Genomic DNA, 18,788 nt, shown 5'->3' on the forward strand with positions numbered 1-18,788 from the left:
GAGACCGCGGCGCGCGTCCTCATCGAACGCGATCAACTTGGCCATTGCGGTGTAAGTCCTCCGTTTTGGACGTCACGATGCGTGGCCAGGCTCGGTGCCCGCGACGGACGGCCGGAGAACCCAGCCTCACCGTCCCGACCTCAAGTTGGCACTCGGGAGTACCGACTGCCAGAACGTGTTTAGCACTCGAGGCCCGAGAGTGCAAGAAGAGCAGGTCAGCGGCCGGTCGGTTCGGACTGCTCGGAGCCCTCCCCCGAGTCGCCGCCGGAGTTGTCCTCGGAGGTGTCCTCGGAGTTGCCCTCGGAACCGTCGCCGACCCTGATCGACGGCACAGACGTCCTGCTCGAGGTCTGCTCCTGCTGGGGCTGGTCGCCTCCACCGCCCTCGCCGTCCTCGGAGGAGAACAGGAAGATCGCCCCGATGATCAGGCCGATCGCCACCAGGCCGACCAGCAGCGGCGCGATCCACCTGGCCGGTCCCCCCGGGTCGGCCGAGGTGAACGCCGTGCTCGGGCCGGCCGGCACCGGCGGACGCAGCCGCACCGGGTCGGCCGAGGAGGAGTGGGTACCGGCCGGGACCGGTCGCTGGTACCCGCCCGGCGGGGTCGCGACGGGCGGGCGCGGCGGGTAGCCGCCGGGCCCACCCGGACCGGGACCGTTCGGACGGCCGTGTGCCGGCAGCGGGCCGCCTCCGTTGCGGGGCCCGACCGGGACGGCCGGCAGGCGACGAGCCTGCTGGCCGGCGCCGGCGAGGGCCTGCCGGGCGGCGGCGACCAGCTCGCGGCAGCTCGAGTACCGGGTCTTGGGGCTCTTTGCCATGCCGCGCCGGATGACCTCGTCGATCGCCGGCGGGAGGTTGACGTGCTCGGTCAGCGCCGGCACGTCCCGGTTGAGATGCCCCTGGATGACCTCGGGGACCGGCCCCTGGAACGGCGGCCGGCCGGACAGGCAGGCGAACAGCACACAGGCCAACGAGTAGGCGTCGGTGCGCCCGTCGACGGGCTCACCGCGCAGGTGCTCGGGCGCGGCGTAGGTGGGCGAGCCGAGGAAGTCCCCGCCCCGCGTGCGGTGCCCGGTCGCCCCGCGTCGGGTGAGGCCGAAGTCGGCGAGGTAGATGTGCTCGGCCGTCGACTCCCGACTGGTGACCAGGACGTTGGCCGGCTTGACATCCAAGTGGACCAGACCACGTTCGTGCAGGTTGTCCAGCGCCTCGGCGACCTGGCCGAGCAGTGCCAGCGCGCGCTCGGGCTTGAGCGGTCCGTCCTTGATCAGCGAGGCCAGGTCCGACCCGTCGACCAGCCGCATGGCGATGTAGAGCAGCCCGTCGACCTCACCGAAGTCGTACAGCGGCACGACGTTCGCGTGGTCGATGGCCGAGGTGTTGCGCGCCTCGTCCACGAAGCGCTCGCGGAACTCCGGGTCCTCGGTGAGGTGCTCGGCGATGACCTTGAGCGCGACCTTGCGGCCGAGCCGGATGTCCGTCGCGCGGTACATCACGGACATACCGCCCTTGCCGAGCACTCCGTCGATCCGGTAGTGCCCCAGGCGACGCCCGGTGAGGTCCTCCGCCACTGCACATCCATTCATCGTTCGGGGCCGGGCACCGTGACCGAGCACCCGCAGCCCGGTCGCCGGCAACGCGCCGACCCTCGTCACGGCAAAGCCTAACGTTCGCCCGGTGGGTCGCGCGTGGGGTTGCGTGCAAACCCCCGCACGCAGGGCGCGCCACGTGGCGAACGCCTCAGCGCACGGCCTGCAGCCAGGAGGCCATCGCGTGGGCGGTGCGGGTCTGGATGAGCAACTGTCCGGGCCCGACGAAGTCCAGCAGCAGGCCCTCGCCGGTGCGCAGCGACTGCGGCAGCGCCGGGTTGACCGCACGAAGCCGGCACTGGACCTTGTGCCCGTAGCCCAGCAGGTAGCCGGGGTCGACGGTGATCAGCTCGCCGGCGTCCAGCTGGACCACGTCCAGCGTTCCGCACGAGGCGAGCACCGCTGCCCCCTCGCCGCCGAGGTGCTCGAGGAAGCCGACCTCCGCGCCGAACAGGCCGCGGAAGCCCGGCCACTGCGGCTCGGCGCGCACGGTGGCGGACGCGGCGAGGCAGCTCCCGCGCCGCACGCACCAGCCGATGGCCCCGTCGAGCTGCAGGGTGAACACGTCGCCGGGCATCGCGGGCGCGAGGTCCACCCAGCCGCCCTCCGCCGGGGCGGTGAACAGCGCCCGCCGGGATCTGCTCCCCCGGCCGCCGCCGCGGCCCGGTGTCACCAGAACGCCGTAGCTGCTGGCAAGCATCGACGAGTAGTCGGCCTGCACCGCCTCGCCGGGTGCCAGCAACAGGCGGGCCACACCGAAAGCCGGGGTGTGCCGGGTCCGGACCTGCACCGCACATCCCTCCGTGATCGTCGAGCACTTCGGTGGAAGTGTGGCACGCACGCCAACCGGCGCCGCTGTCGCGCGCCACGGCTCACGGGGGAGGATGCGGAGCGTGTCACAGACCCCGCTGTCGGTGGACGAGTACGGCGCGCGGATCGCCGCGCTCGTCCCGGCCACCCCCGTCGTCTCGCTCCCGGTCGCCGACTGCCTCGGCAGGGTGCTCGGCGAGGACCTGGTCTCCCCGGTCGCCTTGCCGCCCTTCGACAACTCCGCCATGGACGGCTACGCCGTGCGCTCGGCGGACGTGACGGGGGCGGGGCGGCAGGCCGCGGTGGTGCTACCCGTCGAGGAGGACATCCCGGCCGGGCGCACCGACGTCGTGCCGCTCCTGCCCGGGACGGCGCACCGGATCATGACCGGCGCCGCCCTGCCGCCGGGCGCCGACGCGGTCGCCAAGGTGGAGGACACCGACGGGGACCAGCGGCAGGTGTCGGTGTACGCCCCGGTCGCCCCCGGTACCCACATCCGCCACGCTGGCGAGGACGTCGCCGAGGGCGCGACCGTGCTCAAGGCGGGAACGGTGCTCGGTCCGGCCCAGCTCGGCCTCGCCGCGGCCATCGGCCGCGCCGAGCTCCCGGTGCACCGCCCCGCGCGCGTGTTGGTCCTGTCCACCGGTACCGAGCTCGTGGCGCCGGGGAAACCGTTGCTGCACGGCCAGATCTACGAGTCGAACAGCGTGCTGCTCGCCGCCGCACTGCGTGAGGTCGGCGCCGTTCCGACAGTCCTGCGCTCGGTGCCGGACGACGTGGACGCCTTCCACGCGGCGATCGCCGAGCAGACCGCGCGGGTAGACCTGATGGTCACCTCCGGCGGGGTGAGCGCCGGCGCCTACGAGGTGGTCAAGGACGCGCTCAACGGCCGCGGCGTGGAGTTCGTGCGGGTGGCCATGCAGCCGGGCGGGCCCCAGGGCTGCGGGCACCTCGGCTCGCTGCCGGTGGTGACGCTGCCGGGGAACCCCGTGTCCACTGCCCTGTCGTTCGAGCTGTTCCTGCGCCCGGCACTGCTGGCCGCCATGGGGCACCAGGACACCGCCCGGGCCAGGACGCGGGCCAGGACGACGACCGAGCTGCGATCGCCTGCCGGCAAGCGCCAGTACCGGCGCAGCCAACACGCCGGCGGCACGGTCACCCCGGTCGGCGGCCCCGGATCGCATCTGCTCGCCTCCTTCGCCGCAGCCGACTGCCTGATCGAAGTACCCGAGGGGGTGACGGTCATCGCCGAGGGTGAGGAGGTCGAGGTCGTCCTGCTGCGCTGAGGCGCCACCACCGGCTCTCATTACTGAGAGTGGCTGAATCTCCACGGATCGCTATTGCTTACCTCCCGTGCGCGGCCATACACTGCCGGTGCGCTGTACCAGGTCGACCGGCCGGCTCGTGCATGTCGTCGGGGGATGCACGGCCGGCCGGGGTTCCGGCTCCCCCGGACGTCACTTTCCGCGATGGGCGTAGCGTGGTGCGTATCCGTTGATCCACCAACCGATCCCCCGCCGCGAGGATGTCCGCCCCTGATGAGCGAACCGACCGAAAGCAACGACTCGGGCCGACTGGCCCACATCGTCGCGTTGACCAGGAGCGTCGTACCCCCCATGCACCCGGCCGGCCGGCCGTTCGTGGCCGGTCTCGGCGCAGCGTCCCTGCTGGCCCGCAAGCTCTCCCGCCGGCTCGGGCTGCTCGGCTTCGTCCTCACCGGTGTGGTCGCCTGGTTCTTCCGTGAGCCCAAGCGCGTCACGCCCTCCCGCTCCGGGCTGGTCGTGGCGGCGGCGGACGGCGCGGTGGCCCAGGTGGACCTGGCGGCTCCGCCGGCCGAGCTCGAGCTCGGCGACCGCGAGATGCTGCGCATCAGCGTGTTCCTGTCGGTGTTCGACGTGCACGCACAGCGCCTGCCGGTGTCCGGCGTGATCGAGCGCGTCGAGTACAAGGCGGGCAAGTTCCTGTCCGCCGACCTGGACAAGGCGAGCGAGGACAACGAGCGCAACTCGCTGTTGCTGTCCACTCCGGACGGTCACCAGATCGTCGTGACGCAGATCGCCGGCCTGATCGCGCGGCGGATCGTGTGTCAGGTCGGCGCGGGCGAGAAGGCGCAGGCCGGTGACACCTACGGGCTCATCCGGTTCGGCTCCCGGGTGGACGTGTACGTGCCGTCCACCGCGCGGCTGATGGTCGAGCCCGGCCAGCGCACGATCGGCGGCGAGACGGTGCTCGCCGAGCTGCCGGAGCGCTGAGTTGGTCACCCGCGCGCCGGGTGTTCGACTGCTGCCGAACGCCCTCACGGTGCTGGCCATGTGTGCCGGTCTGTCCGCGGTCCAGTTCACCCTCGCCGGCAACCTGCCGGCCGCGATCGCCTCGATCGCGGTCGCCGCGGTGCTGGACAGCCTCGACGGCCGGATCGCCAGGCTGCTCGACGCCACCAGCAAGATGGGCGCCGAGCTCGACTCGCTCGCCGACGCGATCTCCTTCGGGGTCGCACCCGCGCTGGTGCTCTACATCTGGCGGTTCGACGGCAACCGGGTCGGCTGGGTGGTCGCCCTCGTGTTCGCGGTGTGCATCATCCTGCGGCTGGCCCGGTTCAACACGTTGCTCGACGACACCGAGCAACCGCCGTACACCAAGGAGTTCTTCGTCGGCGTGCCGTCGCCGGCCGGTGGCTTGCTCGCACTGCTGCCGCTCATCCTGACCATCCAGATCGGACACGAGGGCTGGTGGTCCTCCGAACCTGTGGTGATGGTGTGGACGGTCGCGGTGGGCGGGCTGCTGATCAGCCGGATCCCCACGCTCTCGGTGAAGACGTTCCGGGTCCCGGCGAGCATGGTGGCCCCGCTGCTGGTGCTGGTCGGTCTGCTGGCCGCGGCCGTGATCACCTACCCGATGATGGCGCTGGCCGCGTTCCTCGTGGTCTACCTGCTGCACGTGCCCTACGCCGTTCGCCGACACCGCTGGCTGGCCCACCACCCCGAGGCGTGGGACGTTCCGCCGCGCGAGCGCAGGGCGATCCGCCGGGCGCACGGCGCCGGGCGCCGGCTCGGCCTGCGCCCGCCGATCCGCAAGGTCGCCGGCGCCGCCAGGCGCGCTGTGTGGCCGGGGCGGCGCAACGGTGACGGGTACCGGGCCGGCGCGCTGGTGCTGCCGACCGACTCCACCCGGATGCGTCGGTCGGTACGCCGGCCACGGGGTTGGCGGCGCACCGGCCTACGCCGCAACCAGTCCCGGCCACGGGCCGGCGACCAGTAGTCTCACCCCCCATGCCACAGATCACGCTCACCGCCCGGCTGACGCCGTCCGCGCTGGACACGCGCCGCGGGGTGGTTCGGCTGCACCCCGAGGTGCTCGACGCGCTCGGCCTCGAGCAGTGGGACGGGGTGCGCCTGACCGGGGCACGGGCGAGCGCCGCGCTGGCCGCGGCCGCCGACGGCCCGCCCGGTGTGGTGTTGCTGGACGACCTGACGATGTCCAACATCGGGGTGACCGAGGGCGCCGAGGTCGTGGTCGCACCGGCGGACGTGGCGCCGGCGCGCTCGGTGACCGTGGCCGGCTCGCGGCTGGCGTCGACCTCGCTGGCCCCGGAGACCGTCCGCCAAGCGCTGATCGGGAAGATCCTGACCGTCGGCGACGCGGTCTCGCTGCTGCCGCAGGACCTGGCCCCGCCGCCGGGCTCGGACCTGTCCGCCGTACGCGGCAAGCTGTCCCGCGCGATCGGCACCACGTGGACCAACGAGCTGCTGACCGTGACCGCGTCCGACCCGCCGGGTGCGGTCGCCGTCCATCCGTCCACAGTGGTGGGCTGGCGGGACGGTGCGCGCACCGGGGAGGCCGCCGTGGTCGCCCAGCCGGCCGACGGCTCGGCCACCACCCTGGTGGCCACCTCGGCCGCCTCCACCACCGCGGTCACCACGGACGCGGTCGCCGCGCTGGCCGAGCCGGAGGTCGAGCCACCCCCACCGGTGACCGACCTGGTCGGTGCACGGGAGGTGGCCGACCGGCTCGCCGAGTGGTTCGAGCTGGCGTTCCGCCGGCCCGAGCTGCTGACCAGGCTCGGCGCGGCCGCCCAGCTGGGCGCGCTGCTGACCGGGCCCGAAGGTGTCGGCAAGTCCACAGTCGTGCGCTCGGTGGCCGCGGCGGCCGGCGCATCGGTCGTCGAGCTCGCGGCACCCACGCTGGCGGCCCTCGAACCGAACACCGCGGCAGCGAGGCTGACCGCCGCCGTGGCCCGGGCGGGCGCCGGCACACCGTCGGTCCTGCTGCTCAACGACCTGGACGCGCTGCTGCCCGCCAGCAGCCCGCCGCCGGTGGCGACCGTCGTCCTGGACACGTTGCGTGCCGCGATCCGCATCCCCAAGCTGGCCATCGTCGCCACCACCGCCCACCCCGAGGCGGTCGACCCCCGGGTCCGTGGCGTCGACCTGCTCGACCGCTCGCTGAGCCTGCCCCTGCCGGACGCGACGACCCGTACCGAGCTGCTGCGCGTGCTGCTCCGCGACGTCCCGATCGAGTCCAACGTGGACTTCGGCGAGGTGGCCGAGCGGACGCCCGGCTTCGTGGCGGCCGACCTGGTGGCGCTGCGCCGGGAGGCGGCGGTACGAGCGGCCCTGCGTGACAAGGATGCCGAGTCCCCCACCGTCACCTCGGCCGACCTGCTGGGCGCGCTGGAGTCGGTCCGGCCCACCTCGATGTCCACATCGGACACCCTGCAGACCGGCGGGTTGACCCTCGACGGCGTCGGCGACATGGTCGAGGTCAAGCAGGCACTGACCGAGGCCGTGCTGTGGCCGCTGCGCTACCCGGACTCCTTCGCCCGGCTCGGCGTCGCGCCCCCGCGCGGCATGCTCCTGTTCGGCCCACCCGGCTGCGGCAAGACGTTCCTGGTCCGCGCCCTGGCCGGAACCGGCAAGCTGAACGTGCTGTCGGTCAAGGGCGCCGAGCTGATGGACAAGTGGGTCGGCGAGTCCGAGCGCGCGGTCCGCGAGCTGTTCCGCCGCGCGGCCGAAGCCGCCCCCGCCCTGGTGTTCCTGGACGAGGTGGACGCGCTGGCCCCGCGCCGTGGCCAGTCGTCGGACTCGGGGGTGGCGGACCGCGTGGTCGCGGCCCTGCTGACCGAGCTGGACGGCGTCGAGCCGATGCGTGACGTGGTCGTCCTCGGCGCCACCAACCGACCCGAGCTGATCGACCCGGCGCTGCTGCGCCCCGGACGGCTGGAGCGGCTGGTCTACGTGCCGCCGCCGGATGCCGAGGCCAGGGCCGAGATCCTGCGGGCCGTCGCCAGGAACACCCCGTTGGCGCAGGACGTGGAGATCCCCGCGCTGGCGGCCGACCTCGACGGCTATTCGGCTGCCGACTGTGCCGCGCTGATCCGCGAGGCGGCGCTGACCGCCATGCGGGAGTCGCTGGAGGCCACCGAGGTGACCGCGGCGCACCTGGCCACTGCCCGGGGCGCGGTCCGCCCCTCGCTGGACCCGGACCAGCTCGCCTCGCTGGAGAGCTACGCTCAGTCCCGCTGACGAGGAGCGCGACTACTTGTCGTCCTTCTCCTCGGGTTCCCGCACGCCGCCTGGGCCCTGGTAGTCGCTGGTGACGATGACGATCAGGCCGGGCTCGGCGCCGCCGAGGCCGGTGAACCGGGGTTCCACCCGCATGCCGAACTCGTCGCCGAGCACCTCCGCGGCGCTCTCCTCGGCGGTGCCGGGCCGGAAGTACACGGTGGTGGTGGGGATGACGCCGCTCGGGTAGTTGCCGACCTCGGTCACCGGCCAGCCGGACTCACGCAGCTCGTCGGCCGCGCGGTTGGCCAGCCCGCCCACGGTGCTGTTGTTGTAGACCCGGACCTGTTGGCTCTTGCCCGGCTCACCGTTGCCGTCGCCCGGTGGCGGCGCGGGCGCCGAGGAGCCGGCGCTCTCCGGCGGACGGTCCGTGCTGGGGCGCTCCGAGGACGGCGGCCGCGAGGACGTGCCCGGGGAGGAGGTGGCCGAGCCCGGCGGCGAGGACGTGCCGGACCCGTTCGGCGCGGAGGTCGAGGCGGGCGGCTGCTCGTTGTCGTCGGCCTGGTCGTCGCCGTTCCCGCCGACCAGCGAGAACAGCCCGATGACCAGCGCGATGGCGGCCAGTCCGAGCAGCGCCAGGCCGGCGACCCGCAGCGGCCGTGTCGGGGACGGGTCGGGAGCGGTCATCGGCCGGTTCGCCTGGCCGAACGAGCCCGCTGCCGGCCGCTGCGCAGCCGGCGCAGCCGCTTGACGAGCATCGGGTCCACCCGCATCGCCTCACGCTTGTCGATGAGGCGGTTCACCAGCTGGTAGTAGCGGGTCGGCGACATCTCGAACAGCTCGCGGATCGCCTGCTCCTTGGCTCCGGCGTACTTCCACCACTGGCGCTCGAAGGCCAGGATCTCGCGCTCGCGCGCGGTCAGGTCCTCGACCGACTCCTCACCGGAGTCGTCGGCGGACGGCAGCGCGCGCACCGTTGGCTCGGTGGGGTCCGGCAACTCTGCGGCGTTCAACCTGGCTCCTCGGCACGAGGTCCTCTGCTGCCGGCGAATCACACGTTTGTGATTCGCCGGGGTTATTACATCACGCCACCCGGGGTGCCGGCCGTCCATGTGCGCCGGACTCGCCCGGACCGGTGTTTGGCTAGGGTCGGCCCATGGCCGTTCTTCCGATCCGGATCGCCGGTGACCCCGTACTGCACAACCCGGTGCGCCGGGTCGAGAAGTTCGACGACGACCTCCGAACTCTAGTCGACGACATGTTCGAGACGATGGCAGCCGCGCGGGGTGTCGGCCTGGCCGCGAACCAGGTCGGCGTCGACCTGCGGCTGTTCGTCTACGACTGCCCGGACGACGAGGGCGTGATGCACCGGGGCGTGGTGGTCAACCCGGAGTTGGAGACCAGCGGGCGGCCGGAAACCATGCCCGACCCGGAGGACGATCTGGAGGGCTGCCTCTCGGTCCCCGGCGAGTCGTTCCCGACCGGCCGCGCGAGCTGGGCCAAGGTCACCGGCCAGGACCTCGACGGGGCCACGGTCGAGGTGGAGGGCACCGGGTACTTCGCGCGCTGCCTGCAGCACGAGACCGACCACCTCGACGGGCTGCTGTACCTGTCCCGGCTGGTGGGTCGGTACGCCAAGGAGTCCAAGCGGATGCTACGACGCAACGACTGGGGCCGGCCCGGTCTGTCCTGGGACCCGGGTGCCGAGGAGGAGCCCGAGAGCCGCTGAGCCCGCGCTCGCTCAGGGCGAACGGGGAACAAACGCCTGCTGGCGCACACTTGTTATAGGTGCAACGGTGTAATTCAGGCAGGCGGTGAGGTCGTGTCGGACAGCGAAGCCCTCGACGCCTACTCGCGCACGGTGACCACCGTCGCCCGCGCGCTGACCCCGCACGTGGCCAGCGTGGTACCGGGCAGGGGCAGCGGCTCCGCGGTGGTGTTCACGGACGAGGGGCACCTGCTGACCAACGCCCACGTGGTGGGCTCGACCAAGCGCGGCACCGCCACCTTCGCCGACGGCGCCGAGAGCGAGTTCGAGGTGGTCGGCGTGGACCCGCTCTCCGACCTGGCCGTGGTCCGCGTGGCGGCGAACGCGCCCGACCCCGCCGTCCTGGGCGACGCGGACGGTCTCGTGGTCGGTCAGCTGGTGGTCGCGGTCGGCAGCCCGCTGGGCCTGTCCGGCTCGGTCACCGCCGGCGTGGTGAGCGGTCTCGGCCGGTCCCTGCCGGTGCGGCACGGCCAGGCGGCGCGGGTGGTCGAGGACGTGATCCAGACCGACGCCGCGCTCAACCCGGGCAACTCCGGCGGAGCGCTGGCCGACTCCTCGGCCAGGGTCGTCGGCATCAACACCGCCGTCGCCGGCTACGGCCTCGGGCTCGCGATCCCGATCAACAGCACGACCATGCGGATCATCGACACGCTCGTCGTGGAGGGGCGGGTGCGCCGCGCCTACCTCGGCGTCGTGGGCGTCCCGGCGCCGCTGCCCGACGACGTCGCCGAGCGGACCGGCCAGCGCGCGGGGCTACGCGTGCTCGAGGTGGTGACCGGGGGCCCGGCCGAACGGGCCGGCCTGCGCCGGGGCGACCTCGTGCTCACCGTGGACCGCGACCAGGTGCACGACGCCCAGGGCATCCAGCGAAAGCTGTTCGCCGAGGTGATCGGCACGAACCTGGCCGTCACCGTGCTGCGCAACGGTGCCATGGTGGACGTCTACGCCACGCCGACCGAGCTGACCGCGGGCTGAGCGGCCGGACGCCGGCCGGCGCGGGGATCGCGCGAAAACCGGTGTCCTCTGTCCTCGACATGGGCGATCCTGGTGCGCCCCCACGCCAAGCGAAGCGAGGTAGCCCATGGAGCTCGTGCCCCACAACCCGACCGACGGGGTCTACCCGGCCAGCCCGGACTACGTGCACGCGATGGAGATCCGCGGCGCCGGCCGGCTGCTGTTCGTCGCCGGAACGATGGGGCTCGACCCGGCCGGGAAGCCCGGCGCGGACCTGGCCGAGCAACTGGACCTGATCTGGAAGAACATCCGCGCCATCCTCGCCTCGGCCGGGATGACCGTGGACAACATCGTCCGGCTGACCAGCTACCTGACCGACCGCGCGGACGCCGAGGCCAACGCGTCCGCCCGCACCGCGGCTCTCGGCGGACGCCCCGTCCCCACGACCGCCGTCGTCGTCGGCACGCTCGAGGACGGCTGGCTCGTCGAGGTGGAGGTCGTGGCCGCGGGGTGACCGCCGCGGGGTGACGGGCGGCGCGCCGTCGTACTCGGGGAGTAGCGAGAACTGGGTCCCCGGGGAGTAGCGCAACGCGGTTAGGGTGCGCCCGTGGCTGGTGTTCGGGGGTTGGCGGCGGACGCGCTGCTGGCCGTCGGGGTCGCGGCGGTCGCGCTCGTCGACGCGCTCGACGTGGACGCCGGGCCGCTCGAGGTCGGGCTCCTGCTCGCCGCCGCGCTCGTGCTGGTGGCGCGGCGCCGGGCACCCCGGGTGGTGCTGGTCGTCTGCCTCGGGCTCCTGCTCACCTACGGCACCCGCGTCGGGCTCGGGCTGTTCACCGCCGTACCGGCGCTGGTCGCGCTGTACACCGTCGTTGTTGCCGGACACCGGCTGTTCGTCCTCGCGGTTGCCGCGCCGCTGGTCGCCGGTTCGGTCGGCACCGCGATCAGGGAGGGCGGCGCCCTCCAGGAGGCCCTGCTGCCGGCCGGGTGGCTGGTCGCCGCGCTGCTGCTCGGCGAGGTGGCCCGGGAACGCGCCGCCCAGCTGCGGGCCGCGCGGCTGCGGGCGGAGGAGGCGGAGCGGACCCGGGAGGAGGCCGCCGCGCGCCGGGCCGCGGAGGAGCGGCTGCGGATCGCCCGGGACCTGCATGACTCGCTGACCCACAGCATCTCGGTGATCACCCTGCGGGCCAGGGTGGCCGTCCACCTGGCCCGCAAGCGCGGCGAGGAGGTACCAGAGGTGCTGCTGGCGATCGAGGAGGCAGGTGGCGCGGCGGCCCGGGAGCTGCGTACGGCGCTCAGCGCGCTGCGGGTCGACGAGGACGGCCTGGACCGGCTGCCCGGTCTGCTCGACCGCGCCCGCGGCGCCGGGCTCGAGGTCACCGTGACCACCGGCGGCCGACCCCGCCGGCTACCGGCGGAGGTCGACCGGGCGGCCTACCGCGTCGTGCAGGAGGCACTGACCAACGTGCTCCGCCACGCCGACACCACGTCCGCCGCGATCACCATCGACTACGGCAGCAGCGATCTCACCGTGCGGGTCGAGGACGAGGGCTCCCCCGTACCGCGCGAGGACGCCGAGCCAGGGCTCGGCCTCGTCGGTATGCGGGAACGGGTGACCGCGCTCGGCGGCCGACTACTCGCCCACCCAGGCGACACCGGCGGCTTCACCGTAAGCGCGGAAATTCCCGTCCCGAAGGACATGCGATGAGACATCTGCCGCCAACCTCCCCAACCGCCACCCCAGGGGAACATGACGCAACCCAGCCACAATTACCCACGCGGGTTCTGCTGGTCGACGACCAGCCGCTCATCCGGGCCGGGTTCCGCGCCCTGCTCGAGGCCGAGGACGACCTCCGGGTGGTCGCCGAGGCGGCGGACGGCCGGGAGGCCGTCGCCCTCGCCCGGCGGCACCGCCCGGACATCGCGCTGGTCGACATCCAGATGCCGGGCATGGACGGGATCGAGGCCACGCGGCTGATCGCCGCGGACGAGTCGCTGTCCCGCGTGCGGGTGGTGATCCTGACCAACTACGGCCTCGACGAGCACGTCTTCGCCGCCCTGCGTGCCGGGGCGAGCGGGTTCCTGGTGAAGGACATCGAGCCCGAGGACCTGCTGCGCGGCATCCGCCTCGCCGCGCGGGGTGAGGCGCTGCTCTCGCCGGTCGCCACCCGGGCGCTGATCGACGAGTTCGTCGCGCGGCCGCCCGAGGCGTACCCGAAGGCGGGCCCGGACGTGCTCACCAGACGGGAGCGGGAGGTGGTGCGGCTGGTCGCCCGTGGACTGTCCAACGACGAGATCGCCGCCCACATGGTGATCAGCCCCACCACCGCCAAGACCCACGTCAGCCGGGCGATGACCAAACTGGCGGCCAGGGACCGGGCACAGCTGGTGGTCTACGCCTACGAGTCCGGCCTGGTCAGCCCGCGCGCCTCACGGCAGTAGCCGCGACGGCGTACTCCGGTGGACGTGCACCACCACGTCGAAGGACCGTCCGAGTGCGACGGACTTGTCCTCGTCGGGGAACGACTCGGCGTACTGGCGGGTCGGCCTGGCCACGGCCAGCCAGTCCCGCGTCACGGCCGGCGCGGCCCTGGCGTCCAGCACGAAGTCCGACCGCCGCACTTTGTCTAGTGTGGACTCGTTGCTGTTGGGGGGCGGTGGGCCGACCGAGACCTGGCGCACCCCGCCGTTGGTCCGGTCGAGCAGTGCGAAGGTGCCGTGGTGGAACGTGGTGCCGACGCTGAGGTACCGCTGTCCCCAGCGCTCACGCAGGAAGGTTCCCTGCACGCTCGGGTAGTTCGCCCAGTAACTGGTGGTCGCGACGTGGCCGTCGTGGGCGGCCAGCACCATCCGGTCGCCGGTGTGCTCCGCCCACCACAGAACGTTGTCCGCCATCGCCTCGTCGCGGTAGCGGAAGCCGGCCGCCGCCTCGGCGGGGTCGGTGAAGTCGCTGGCCCACATCCTCATCGACTGAGCGATCACCCGGGCATGCTGTTCGGTCCAGGCATCCAGACCGTTGTCCCGCAACAGGTTCAACGCCTGCCAGGCACGGTCGCGAAAGGACTTCCGCTCCGCCAGCGGGCGCATCGGATAGGTCGACATCCACTCCCCTGCGCCCGTTCGCGGCGCCATGTCCCGGTACAGCCGGTCCACGTCGGCCAGGAGCGCGGGGCGGCTCCTGGCCACCCCGGCACGCACCCGGTCGAACAGCTCCGGACCCGGGTAGCCGATGTCGCTGCCGACGAACCGCAGCGGCTCCCGGTGGCGGATGTTGTACTCCCGCATCCACTCGAGGAGGTCGAGGTGCTCCTCGGTGTTCCAGAGGTAGCTGCCCTGGAACTCCTCGCGCATGATCTGCCTGAGGTCGCCGGTTCCGTGCATGACGTACTCGTCGAGCCGGAGCCCCGCGCTCCAGCTCACCTCGCGGGCGAAGGCCCGGAAACCCTTCTGCCGCACCAACTGGATGAACACTCGCCGTTGCAGGTCGAAGAACTCGTGTGAGCCGTGGGTGGCCTCGCCGACGCCAACCAGCGAGGCGTCGCCCACGATCTCCGCGAAGGCCTGAAGCGGCCGTGCCGCCGCCTCGAGCGCGGCGACGACGGGGTCCTGGCCCTGGCCGGCGGACGCCGGTGACGCGGCCACCACCAGCAGCCCCGCGGCGAAGCCCGCGATCAGATGTCTCCTCATGCCCGAGGAGCGTCGTCGGCGCGGGCGGCGCGCGCGTCCTCCCGAGGGCTACTGCCGCACCCGCAACCACCGGAGGAGTCCGCGGGCGCCACCACACCCGCCGGTGTAGCTCCGAGCGCGTCCAATCGTTGTCCAGTCCCGCTTCCTAGCGTTCGGTCCCGAGTCGGGGACTCGACACAAGGGAGAAGACATTGAAGGCGGGACTTGGGAAACTCGTTGCCGCGGTCGCCGCGGTGGCGGCGGCACTGACCCTCAGCACGGCCGGCACCAGCTCGGCCGACGGCACCGGGCTCCGGGCCTACGGCCTGCTCAACAACGGCAAGCAGCTGTGCTCGTTCACCACCGACAACCCGGGGACGCTGGACTGGGTCAAGAACATCCCCGGCCTCACCGGCGACACCCTGCTGATCGGCCTCGACTTCCGCGTACAGGACGGCAAGCTGTACGGCGTCGGCAACCAGGGCGGGATCTACACGATCGGCATCGCGGACATGTCCGTCCGGAAGGTCTCCCAGCTCAGCGTCGCCCTGCAGGGGACGAGGTTCGGGGTCGACTTCAACCCGCCGGCCAACCGCCTGCGCGTCGTCAGCGACGTCGGCCAGAACCTGCGGCACAACATCGACGACGGTGTCGGTGCCGGCAGCACGACCGTCGACAGCCCGCTCAACACCCCGCCGTCGACCGCCACGACGACCGGCGTCACCGCGGTCGCCTACACGAACAACGACCTGAGCGCCGCCACCGGGACGACCCTGTTCGACCTCGACACGACGGCCGACCTCATCGCGCTCCAGGCCCCGCCCAACAACGGCACGCTCAACCCCACCGGCACGCTCGGGGTGAACGCCTCGCTCGACGCCGGGATGGACATCTTCAGCGACCTGAGCAACGGCAGGACGACAACGGTGTCGGCCTTCGCGACGATCACCCCGGAGCACGGCGTGGCCTCGCTCTACAGCGTCGAGCTGCTCACCGGGTGGGCGACCCTGATCGGTGAGTTCCCGCTGGCGGTCACCGAGATCGCCATCGCCCTCGACACCAACTGACCGTGCCCTAGCAGCCTGGTGGGCCCGCCCGGTCAACCCGGCGGGTCCACCGGGTCCCATCCGTCAGGACCAGCGCCGCCACGGCGCCAGTGGGAGGGTCACCAGCTCCGCGACGGTGTCCAACCTGGCCAGGTCGCCGTAGCGGCCGGCCAGGACCCTGGTGCGGAGCTCCCGCACCTGCGCAGGGGTGACGGTCTCACCGGCCAGCAGGAACGGCAACGCGAGGCGCCAGGTGGACCCGACGGCCTCCCGCCGTCGGTGGGGGGCGCGCAGCACGGCCACGGCCACCCGCAGCGCGTGCTCGGCGGAGGACATCGCCGCGGGGGTGGCGGTGTGGTCCCACTCCCAGCGGGCGCTGTCCGCGGCGGCGCAGCGCGGGCAGACCGGAGGGCCAGCCCCGAGCTCACCGCCGCACTCCGCACACAGCGTCAGGCGCAGTGCCCAGTCGGTACAGGTCCAGGGGTAGGTCCCGACCGGCGCCGAGAGCACCCGGACGGCCAGCGCGCGGTCCTGTTCCTCGCCCGCGCTCACCCGTTCGGCGGTACGCAGCTCGAGCCAGTCCGCGAGCCAGAGGTGATCGACAGCGGACGCGCAACCCAGGCACGCCGGGTAGCCACGACCCAGCAGCTCCCCGCAGGTCGGGCACGGTTTCACGGTGGTCGGTCGATCACCCGACCGGGCGCCCGGCGGGTACGGCAGGCGCGCGTCCACGCGAGAACCGTACTGGGCCCCGCGATTCCGCCCTTGGCAGTCCCCGACCCGCTGGCTATGGTCGAAGAACGAGAACTCAACATCGCGCGGGAGCTCGCGCCACAGCGGGCTGAGAGGGCAAATGGCGTCCACATGGACCCGGCTTTGCCGACCGCCTGAACCTGACCGGGTAATGCCGGCGTAGGGAGGCTGTTCATGACCGCTCTCGAGGACCGTTCCGTCCAGCCGAGCGTGACGATCGGACCGATCACCGGATCCACGAAGGTCCACCACGACGTCGACGGGTTGCCGGTGCCCTTTCGACGGGTGAACCTGACCAACGGCGAGCACCTCGACCTCTACGACACCTCGGGTCCGTACACCGACCCGAACGCGACGATCGACGTTCACAGAGGACTACCTCGGCTGCGGGAGAGCTGGGCACTGGAACCCGTGAACGGCGCGGTGACCCAGCTCGCGTACGCCAAGGCCGGCATCGTCACCAAGGAGATGGCGTTCGTGGCCGCCCGGGAGGGCGTCGACCCGGAGTTCGTGCGGAACGAGGTCGCCATCGGCCGGGCGGTGATCCCGGTCAACCGCAACCATCCCGAGGTCGAGCCGGCCATCATCGGCAAGAAGTTCCTCGTCAAGGTCAACGCCAACATCGGGAACTCGGCCGTCTCGTCGTCCATCGAGGACGAGGTCGAGAAGTTGGTCTGGGCGACCCGCTGGGGCGCGGACACGGTCATGGACCTGTCCACCGGCAAGCGCATCCACGAGACCCGCGAGTGGATCCTGCGCAACTCCCCGGTGCCGATCGGCACGGTGCCGATCTACCAGGCGCTCGAGAAGGTCGGTGGCGACCCGACCCTGCTGACCTGGGAGATCTACCGCGACACGGTCATCGAGCAGTGCGAGCAGGGCGTCGACTACATGACCGTGCACGCGGGCGTGCTGCTGCGCTACGTCCCGCTGACCGCGAAGCGGGTCACCGGGATCGTCTCGCGCGGCGGCTCGATCATGGCGGCCTGGTGCCTCGCGCACCACCGGGAGTCGTTCCTGTACACCAACTTCGTCGAGCTGTGCGAGATCCTCCGGCGCTACGACGTCACGTTCTCGCTCGGTGACGGACTGCGCCCGGGCAGCATCGCCGACGCGAACGACGAGGCGCAGTTCGCCGAGCTGCGCACGCTTGGCGAACTCACGCACATCGCCCGCGAGCACGACGTGCAGGTGATGATCGAAGGACCCGGTCACGTGCCGATGCACAAGATCGCCGAGAACGTGCGCCTCGAGGAGGAGCTCTGCGGCGAGGCCCCGTTCTACACCCTCGGTCCACTTGCGACTGACATTGCCCCCGCCTACGACCACATCACGTCGGCCATCGGCGCGGCACAGATCGGCTGGGCCGGCACGGCGATGCTGTGCTACGTCACGCCCAAGGAACACCTCGGGCTGCCCAACCGGGACGACGTGAAGACCGGTGTGATCACCTACAAGATCGCCGCGCACTCGGCCGACCTCGCCAAGGGCCATCCCCGCGCGCAGGAGTGGGACGACGCCCTGTCCAGGGCTCGCTTCGAGTTCCGCTGGACCGACCAGTTCAACCTCTCGCTCGACCCGGACACCGCACGCTCCTACCACGACGAGACACTGCCGGCCGAGCCGGCGAAGACGGCGCACTTCTGCTCGATGTGCGGGCCGAAGTTCTGCTCGATGCGGATCACCCAGGACGTCCGCAAGTACGCCGAGGAACACGGACTGTCCACAGTGGCCGCCATCGAGGCGGGACTCGAGGAGATGTCCGAGCGGTTCCACGACCACGGCGACAAGGTCTACCTCCCGATCACCGAGAAGCCGAACGGTCGATGACGACGACACCACCTCGCGTGCTCACCATCGCCGGCTCCGACTCCGGCGGCGGCGCGGGCCTGCAGGCCGACCTGCGCACGTTCTTCTCCTGCGGGGTGCACGGGATGACCGCGGTCACCGCGGTCACCGTGCAGAACTCGCTGGGGGTGAGCGACGTGTCGGTGATCCCGGCCGACGTCGTCGCCGCCCAGATCGTCGCGGTGGCCGACGACATCGGCGTACTCGCGGCGAAGACCGGCATGCTGGCCACCGCGGAGATCATCTCCGCGGTGGCCGGCGCATGCGACAAGGTCCAGATCGGACGCGAGGGGACCACCCCGTTCGTGGTGGACCCGGTCGCCGCGTCGATGCACGGCGACCAGCTGCTGCGCGACGACGCACTGGACGCGTTGCGGACCGAGCTGTTCCCCCGCGCCACCCTGGTCACGCCGAACCTCGACGAGGTCCGGCTGCTCACCGGGATCGACGTGCGTGACCGCGCCGAGGCCCGCGAGGCGGCCCGGGCACTGCACGCGCTGGGCCCGCGGTGGGCGCTGGTCAAGGGCGGGCACATGCACGAGGACCCGGAGTGCGTGGACCTGCTCTACGACGGCGAGACGTTCCTCGAGCTGCCCGCCGGACGGATCGACACCCGGCACACCCACGGCGGCGGCGACACGATGGCATCGGCGATCACGTCGGCCCTGGCCAGGGGCGCCGACGTGCCCACAGCGGTCCGGTTCGGCAAGGCCTTCGTCACCCGGGCCGTCCAGCACGCCTACCCACTGGGCGGCGGCGTCGGCCCGGTCTCGTCGTTCTGGCGCCTGGCACCGCTGCCCGAGGAGATGGCCCGAACACGGACCGAGGATCGCCTGCCGGGCGTCTAGGCTCGCGT

Annotated in this window: 18 protein-coding genes and 1 riboswitch; of the genes, 12 read left to right on the top strand and 6 right to left on the bottom strand. The window is 72.3% G+C overall.

What is annotated here, in order from left to right; all coding sequences use genetic code 11:
• Nucleotides 1-215: 215 nt before the first annotated feature.
• Together BU204_RS33865 and BU204_RS33870 are read right to left on the bottom strand one after the other, a co-directional pair.
• A complete protein-coding gene (locus tag BU204_RS33865) occupies nt 216-1,571 on the bottom strand; it encodes a serine/threonine-protein kinase (protein ID WP_083661870.1) in 1,356 nt (451 codons plus the stop codon).
• Between the two features lie 169 nt (nt 1,572-1,740).
• On the bottom strand, nt 1,741-2,379 hold the full coding sequence (locus BU204_RS33870) for an AIM24 family protein (RefSeq protein WP_075129893.1): 639 nt from the start codon (nt 2,377-2,379) through the stop codon (nt 1,741-1,743).
• Between the two features lie 103 nt (nt 2,380-2,482).
• Between BU204_RS33870 and moeA the strand changes: the two genes are divergently transcribed.
• The 4 genes from moeA (at nt 2,483) to BU204_RS33890 (ending at nt 7,921) form a co-directional block, all read left to right on the top strand.
• Nucleotides 2,483-3,685: a molybdopterin molybdotransferase MoeA gene (gene moeA, locus BU204_RS33875; protein WP_233160930.1), complete on the top strand. Its 1,203-nt coding sequence runs from the start codon at nt 2,483-2,485 to the stop codon at nt 3,683-3,685.
• 252 nt (nt 3,686-3,937) lie between these two features.
• Entirely contained in the window at nt 3,938-4,651 is a 714-nt protein-coding gene (locus BU204_RS33880; RefSeq protein ID WP_075129895.1) for a phosphatidylserine decarboxylase, read from the top strand.
• A 58-nt stretch (nt 4,652-4,709) separates the two neighbouring features.
• Nucleotides 4,710-5,657 carry a CDP-diacylglycerol--serine O-phosphatidyltransferase gene (pssA, locus tag BU204_RS33885; protein WP_075129925.1) on the top strand — a complete coding sequence of 316 codons (948 nt, stop codon included), beginning with the start codon at nt 4,710-4,712 and terminating at the stop codon, nt 5,655-5,657.
• Between the two features lie 11 nt (nt 5,658-5,668).
• Complete coding sequence (locus BU204_RS33890) at nt 5,669-7,921, top strand: AAA family ATPase (RefSeq protein WP_075129896.1); 2,253 nt, start codon at nt 5,669-5,671, stop codon at nt 7,919-7,921.
• Nucleotides 7,922-7,933: 12 nt separating this feature from the next.
• Here BU204_RS33890 and BU204_RS33895 read toward each other — a convergent pair whose 3' ends face one another.
• Nucleotides 7,934-8,587 carry a LytR C-terminal domain-containing protein gene (locus BU204_RS33895; protein WP_075129897.1) on the bottom strand — a complete coding sequence of 218 codons (654 nt, stop codon included), beginning with the start codon at nt 8,585-8,587 and terminating at the stop codon, nt 7,934-7,936.
• Nucleotides 8,584-8,874, bottom strand: coding sequence for a DUF3263 domain-containing protein (locus BU204_RS33900; protein ID WP_075129926.1), 291 nt, complete (start codon nt 8,872-8,874; stop codon nt 8,584-8,586). The genes BU204_RS33895 and BU204_RS33900 overlap by 4 nt, the downstream gene beginning before the upstream one ends.
• A gap of 182 nt (nt 8,875-9,056) precedes the next feature.
• Here BU204_RS33900 and BU204_RS33905 point away from each other — a divergent pair, with 182 nt between their 5' ends.
• The 5 genes from BU204_RS33905 to BU204_RS33925 all read left to right on the top strand — a co-directional run bounded on the left by BU204_RS33905 (nt 9,057) and on the right by BU204_RS33925 (nt 13,061).
• Nucleotides 9,057-9,629 carry a peptide deformylase gene (locus BU204_RS33905; RefSeq protein WP_075129898.1) on the top strand — a complete coding sequence of 191 codons (573 nt, stop codon included), beginning with the start codon at nt 9,057-9,059 and terminating at the stop codon, nt 9,627-9,629.
• A 93-nt stretch (nt 9,630-9,722) separates the two neighbouring features.
• Nucleotides 9,723-10,643, top strand: a complete 921-nt coding sequence (locus BU204_RS33910) for a S1C family serine protease (RefSeq protein WP_075129899.1) — start codon at nt 9,723-9,725, stop codon at nt 10,641-10,643.
• 106 nt (nt 10,644-10,749) lie between these two features.
• Entirely contained in the window at nt 10,750-11,136 is a 387-nt protein-coding gene (locus BU204_RS33915) for a RidA family protein (protein WP_075129900.1), read from the top strand.
• A gap of 93 nt (nt 11,137-11,229) precedes the next feature.
• Nucleotides 11,230-12,327, top strand: coding sequence for a sensor histidine kinase (locus BU204_RS33920; protein ID WP_075129901.1), 1,098 nt, complete (start codon nt 11,230-11,232; stop codon nt 12,325-12,327).
• A complete protein-coding gene (locus BU204_RS33925; protein ID WP_083661872.1) occupies nt 12,324-13,061 on the top strand; it encodes a response regulator in 738 nt (245 codons plus the stop codon). The genes BU204_RS33920 and BU204_RS33925 overlap by 4 nt, the downstream gene beginning before the upstream one ends.
• On the opposite strand, the gene BU204_RS33930 is transcribed toward BU204_RS33925, so the two are convergent.
• Nucleotides 13,050-14,306 carry an erythromycin esterase family protein gene (locus tag BU204_RS33930; RefSeq protein WP_075129902.1) on the bottom strand — a complete coding sequence of 419 codons (1,257 nt, stop codon included), beginning with the start codon at nt 14,304-14,306 and terminating at the stop codon, nt 13,050-13,052. The genes BU204_RS33925 and BU204_RS33930 overlap by 12 nt on opposite strands.
• Nucleotides 14,307-14,497: 191 nt before the next feature.
• Between BU204_RS33930 and BU204_RS33935 the strand changes: the two genes are divergently transcribed.
• A complete protein-coding gene (locus tag BU204_RS33935; protein ID WP_075129903.1) occupies nt 14,498-15,352 on the top strand; it encodes a DUF4394 domain-containing protein in 855 nt (284 codons plus the stop codon).
• A 63-nt stretch (nt 15,353-15,415) separates the two neighbouring features.
• On the opposite strand, the gene BU204_RS33940 is transcribed toward BU204_RS33935, so the two are convergent.
• A complete protein-coding gene (locus BU204_RS33940; protein ID WP_233160931.1) occupies nt 15,416-16,063 on the bottom strand; it encodes a hypothetical protein in 648 nt (215 codons plus the stop codon).
• Nucleotides 16,064-16,139: 76 nt separating this feature from the next.
• Nucleotides 16,140-16,268, top strand: a riboswitch (TPP riboswitch).
• Here BU204_RS33940 and thiC point away from each other — a divergent pair.
• Nucleotides 16,259-17,914: a phosphomethylpyrimidine synthase ThiC gene (gene thiC, locus BU204_RS33945; protein WP_075129929.1), complete on the top strand. Its 1,656-nt coding sequence runs from the start codon at nt 16,259-16,261 to the stop codon at nt 17,912-17,914. It overlaps the preceding riboswitch by 10 nt.
• Nucleotides 17,911-18,780 carry a bifunctional hydroxymethylpyrimidine kinase/phosphomethylpyrimidine kinase gene (gene thiD, locus BU204_RS33950; RefSeq protein WP_075129904.1) on the top strand — a complete coding sequence of 290 codons (870 nt, stop codon included), beginning with the start codon at nt 17,911-17,913 and terminating at the stop codon, nt 18,778-18,780. The genes thiC and thiD overlap by 4 nt, the downstream gene beginning before the upstream one ends.
• Nucleotides 18,781-18,788: the final 8 nt, after the last annotated feature.

The sequence above is a fragment of the Actinophytocola xanthii genome, assembly GCF_001921205.1.
In the GTDB taxonomy this organism is placed as follows: Bacteria; Actinomycetota; Actinomycetes; order Mycobacteriales; family Pseudonocardiaceae; genus Actinophytocola; species Actinophytocola xanthii.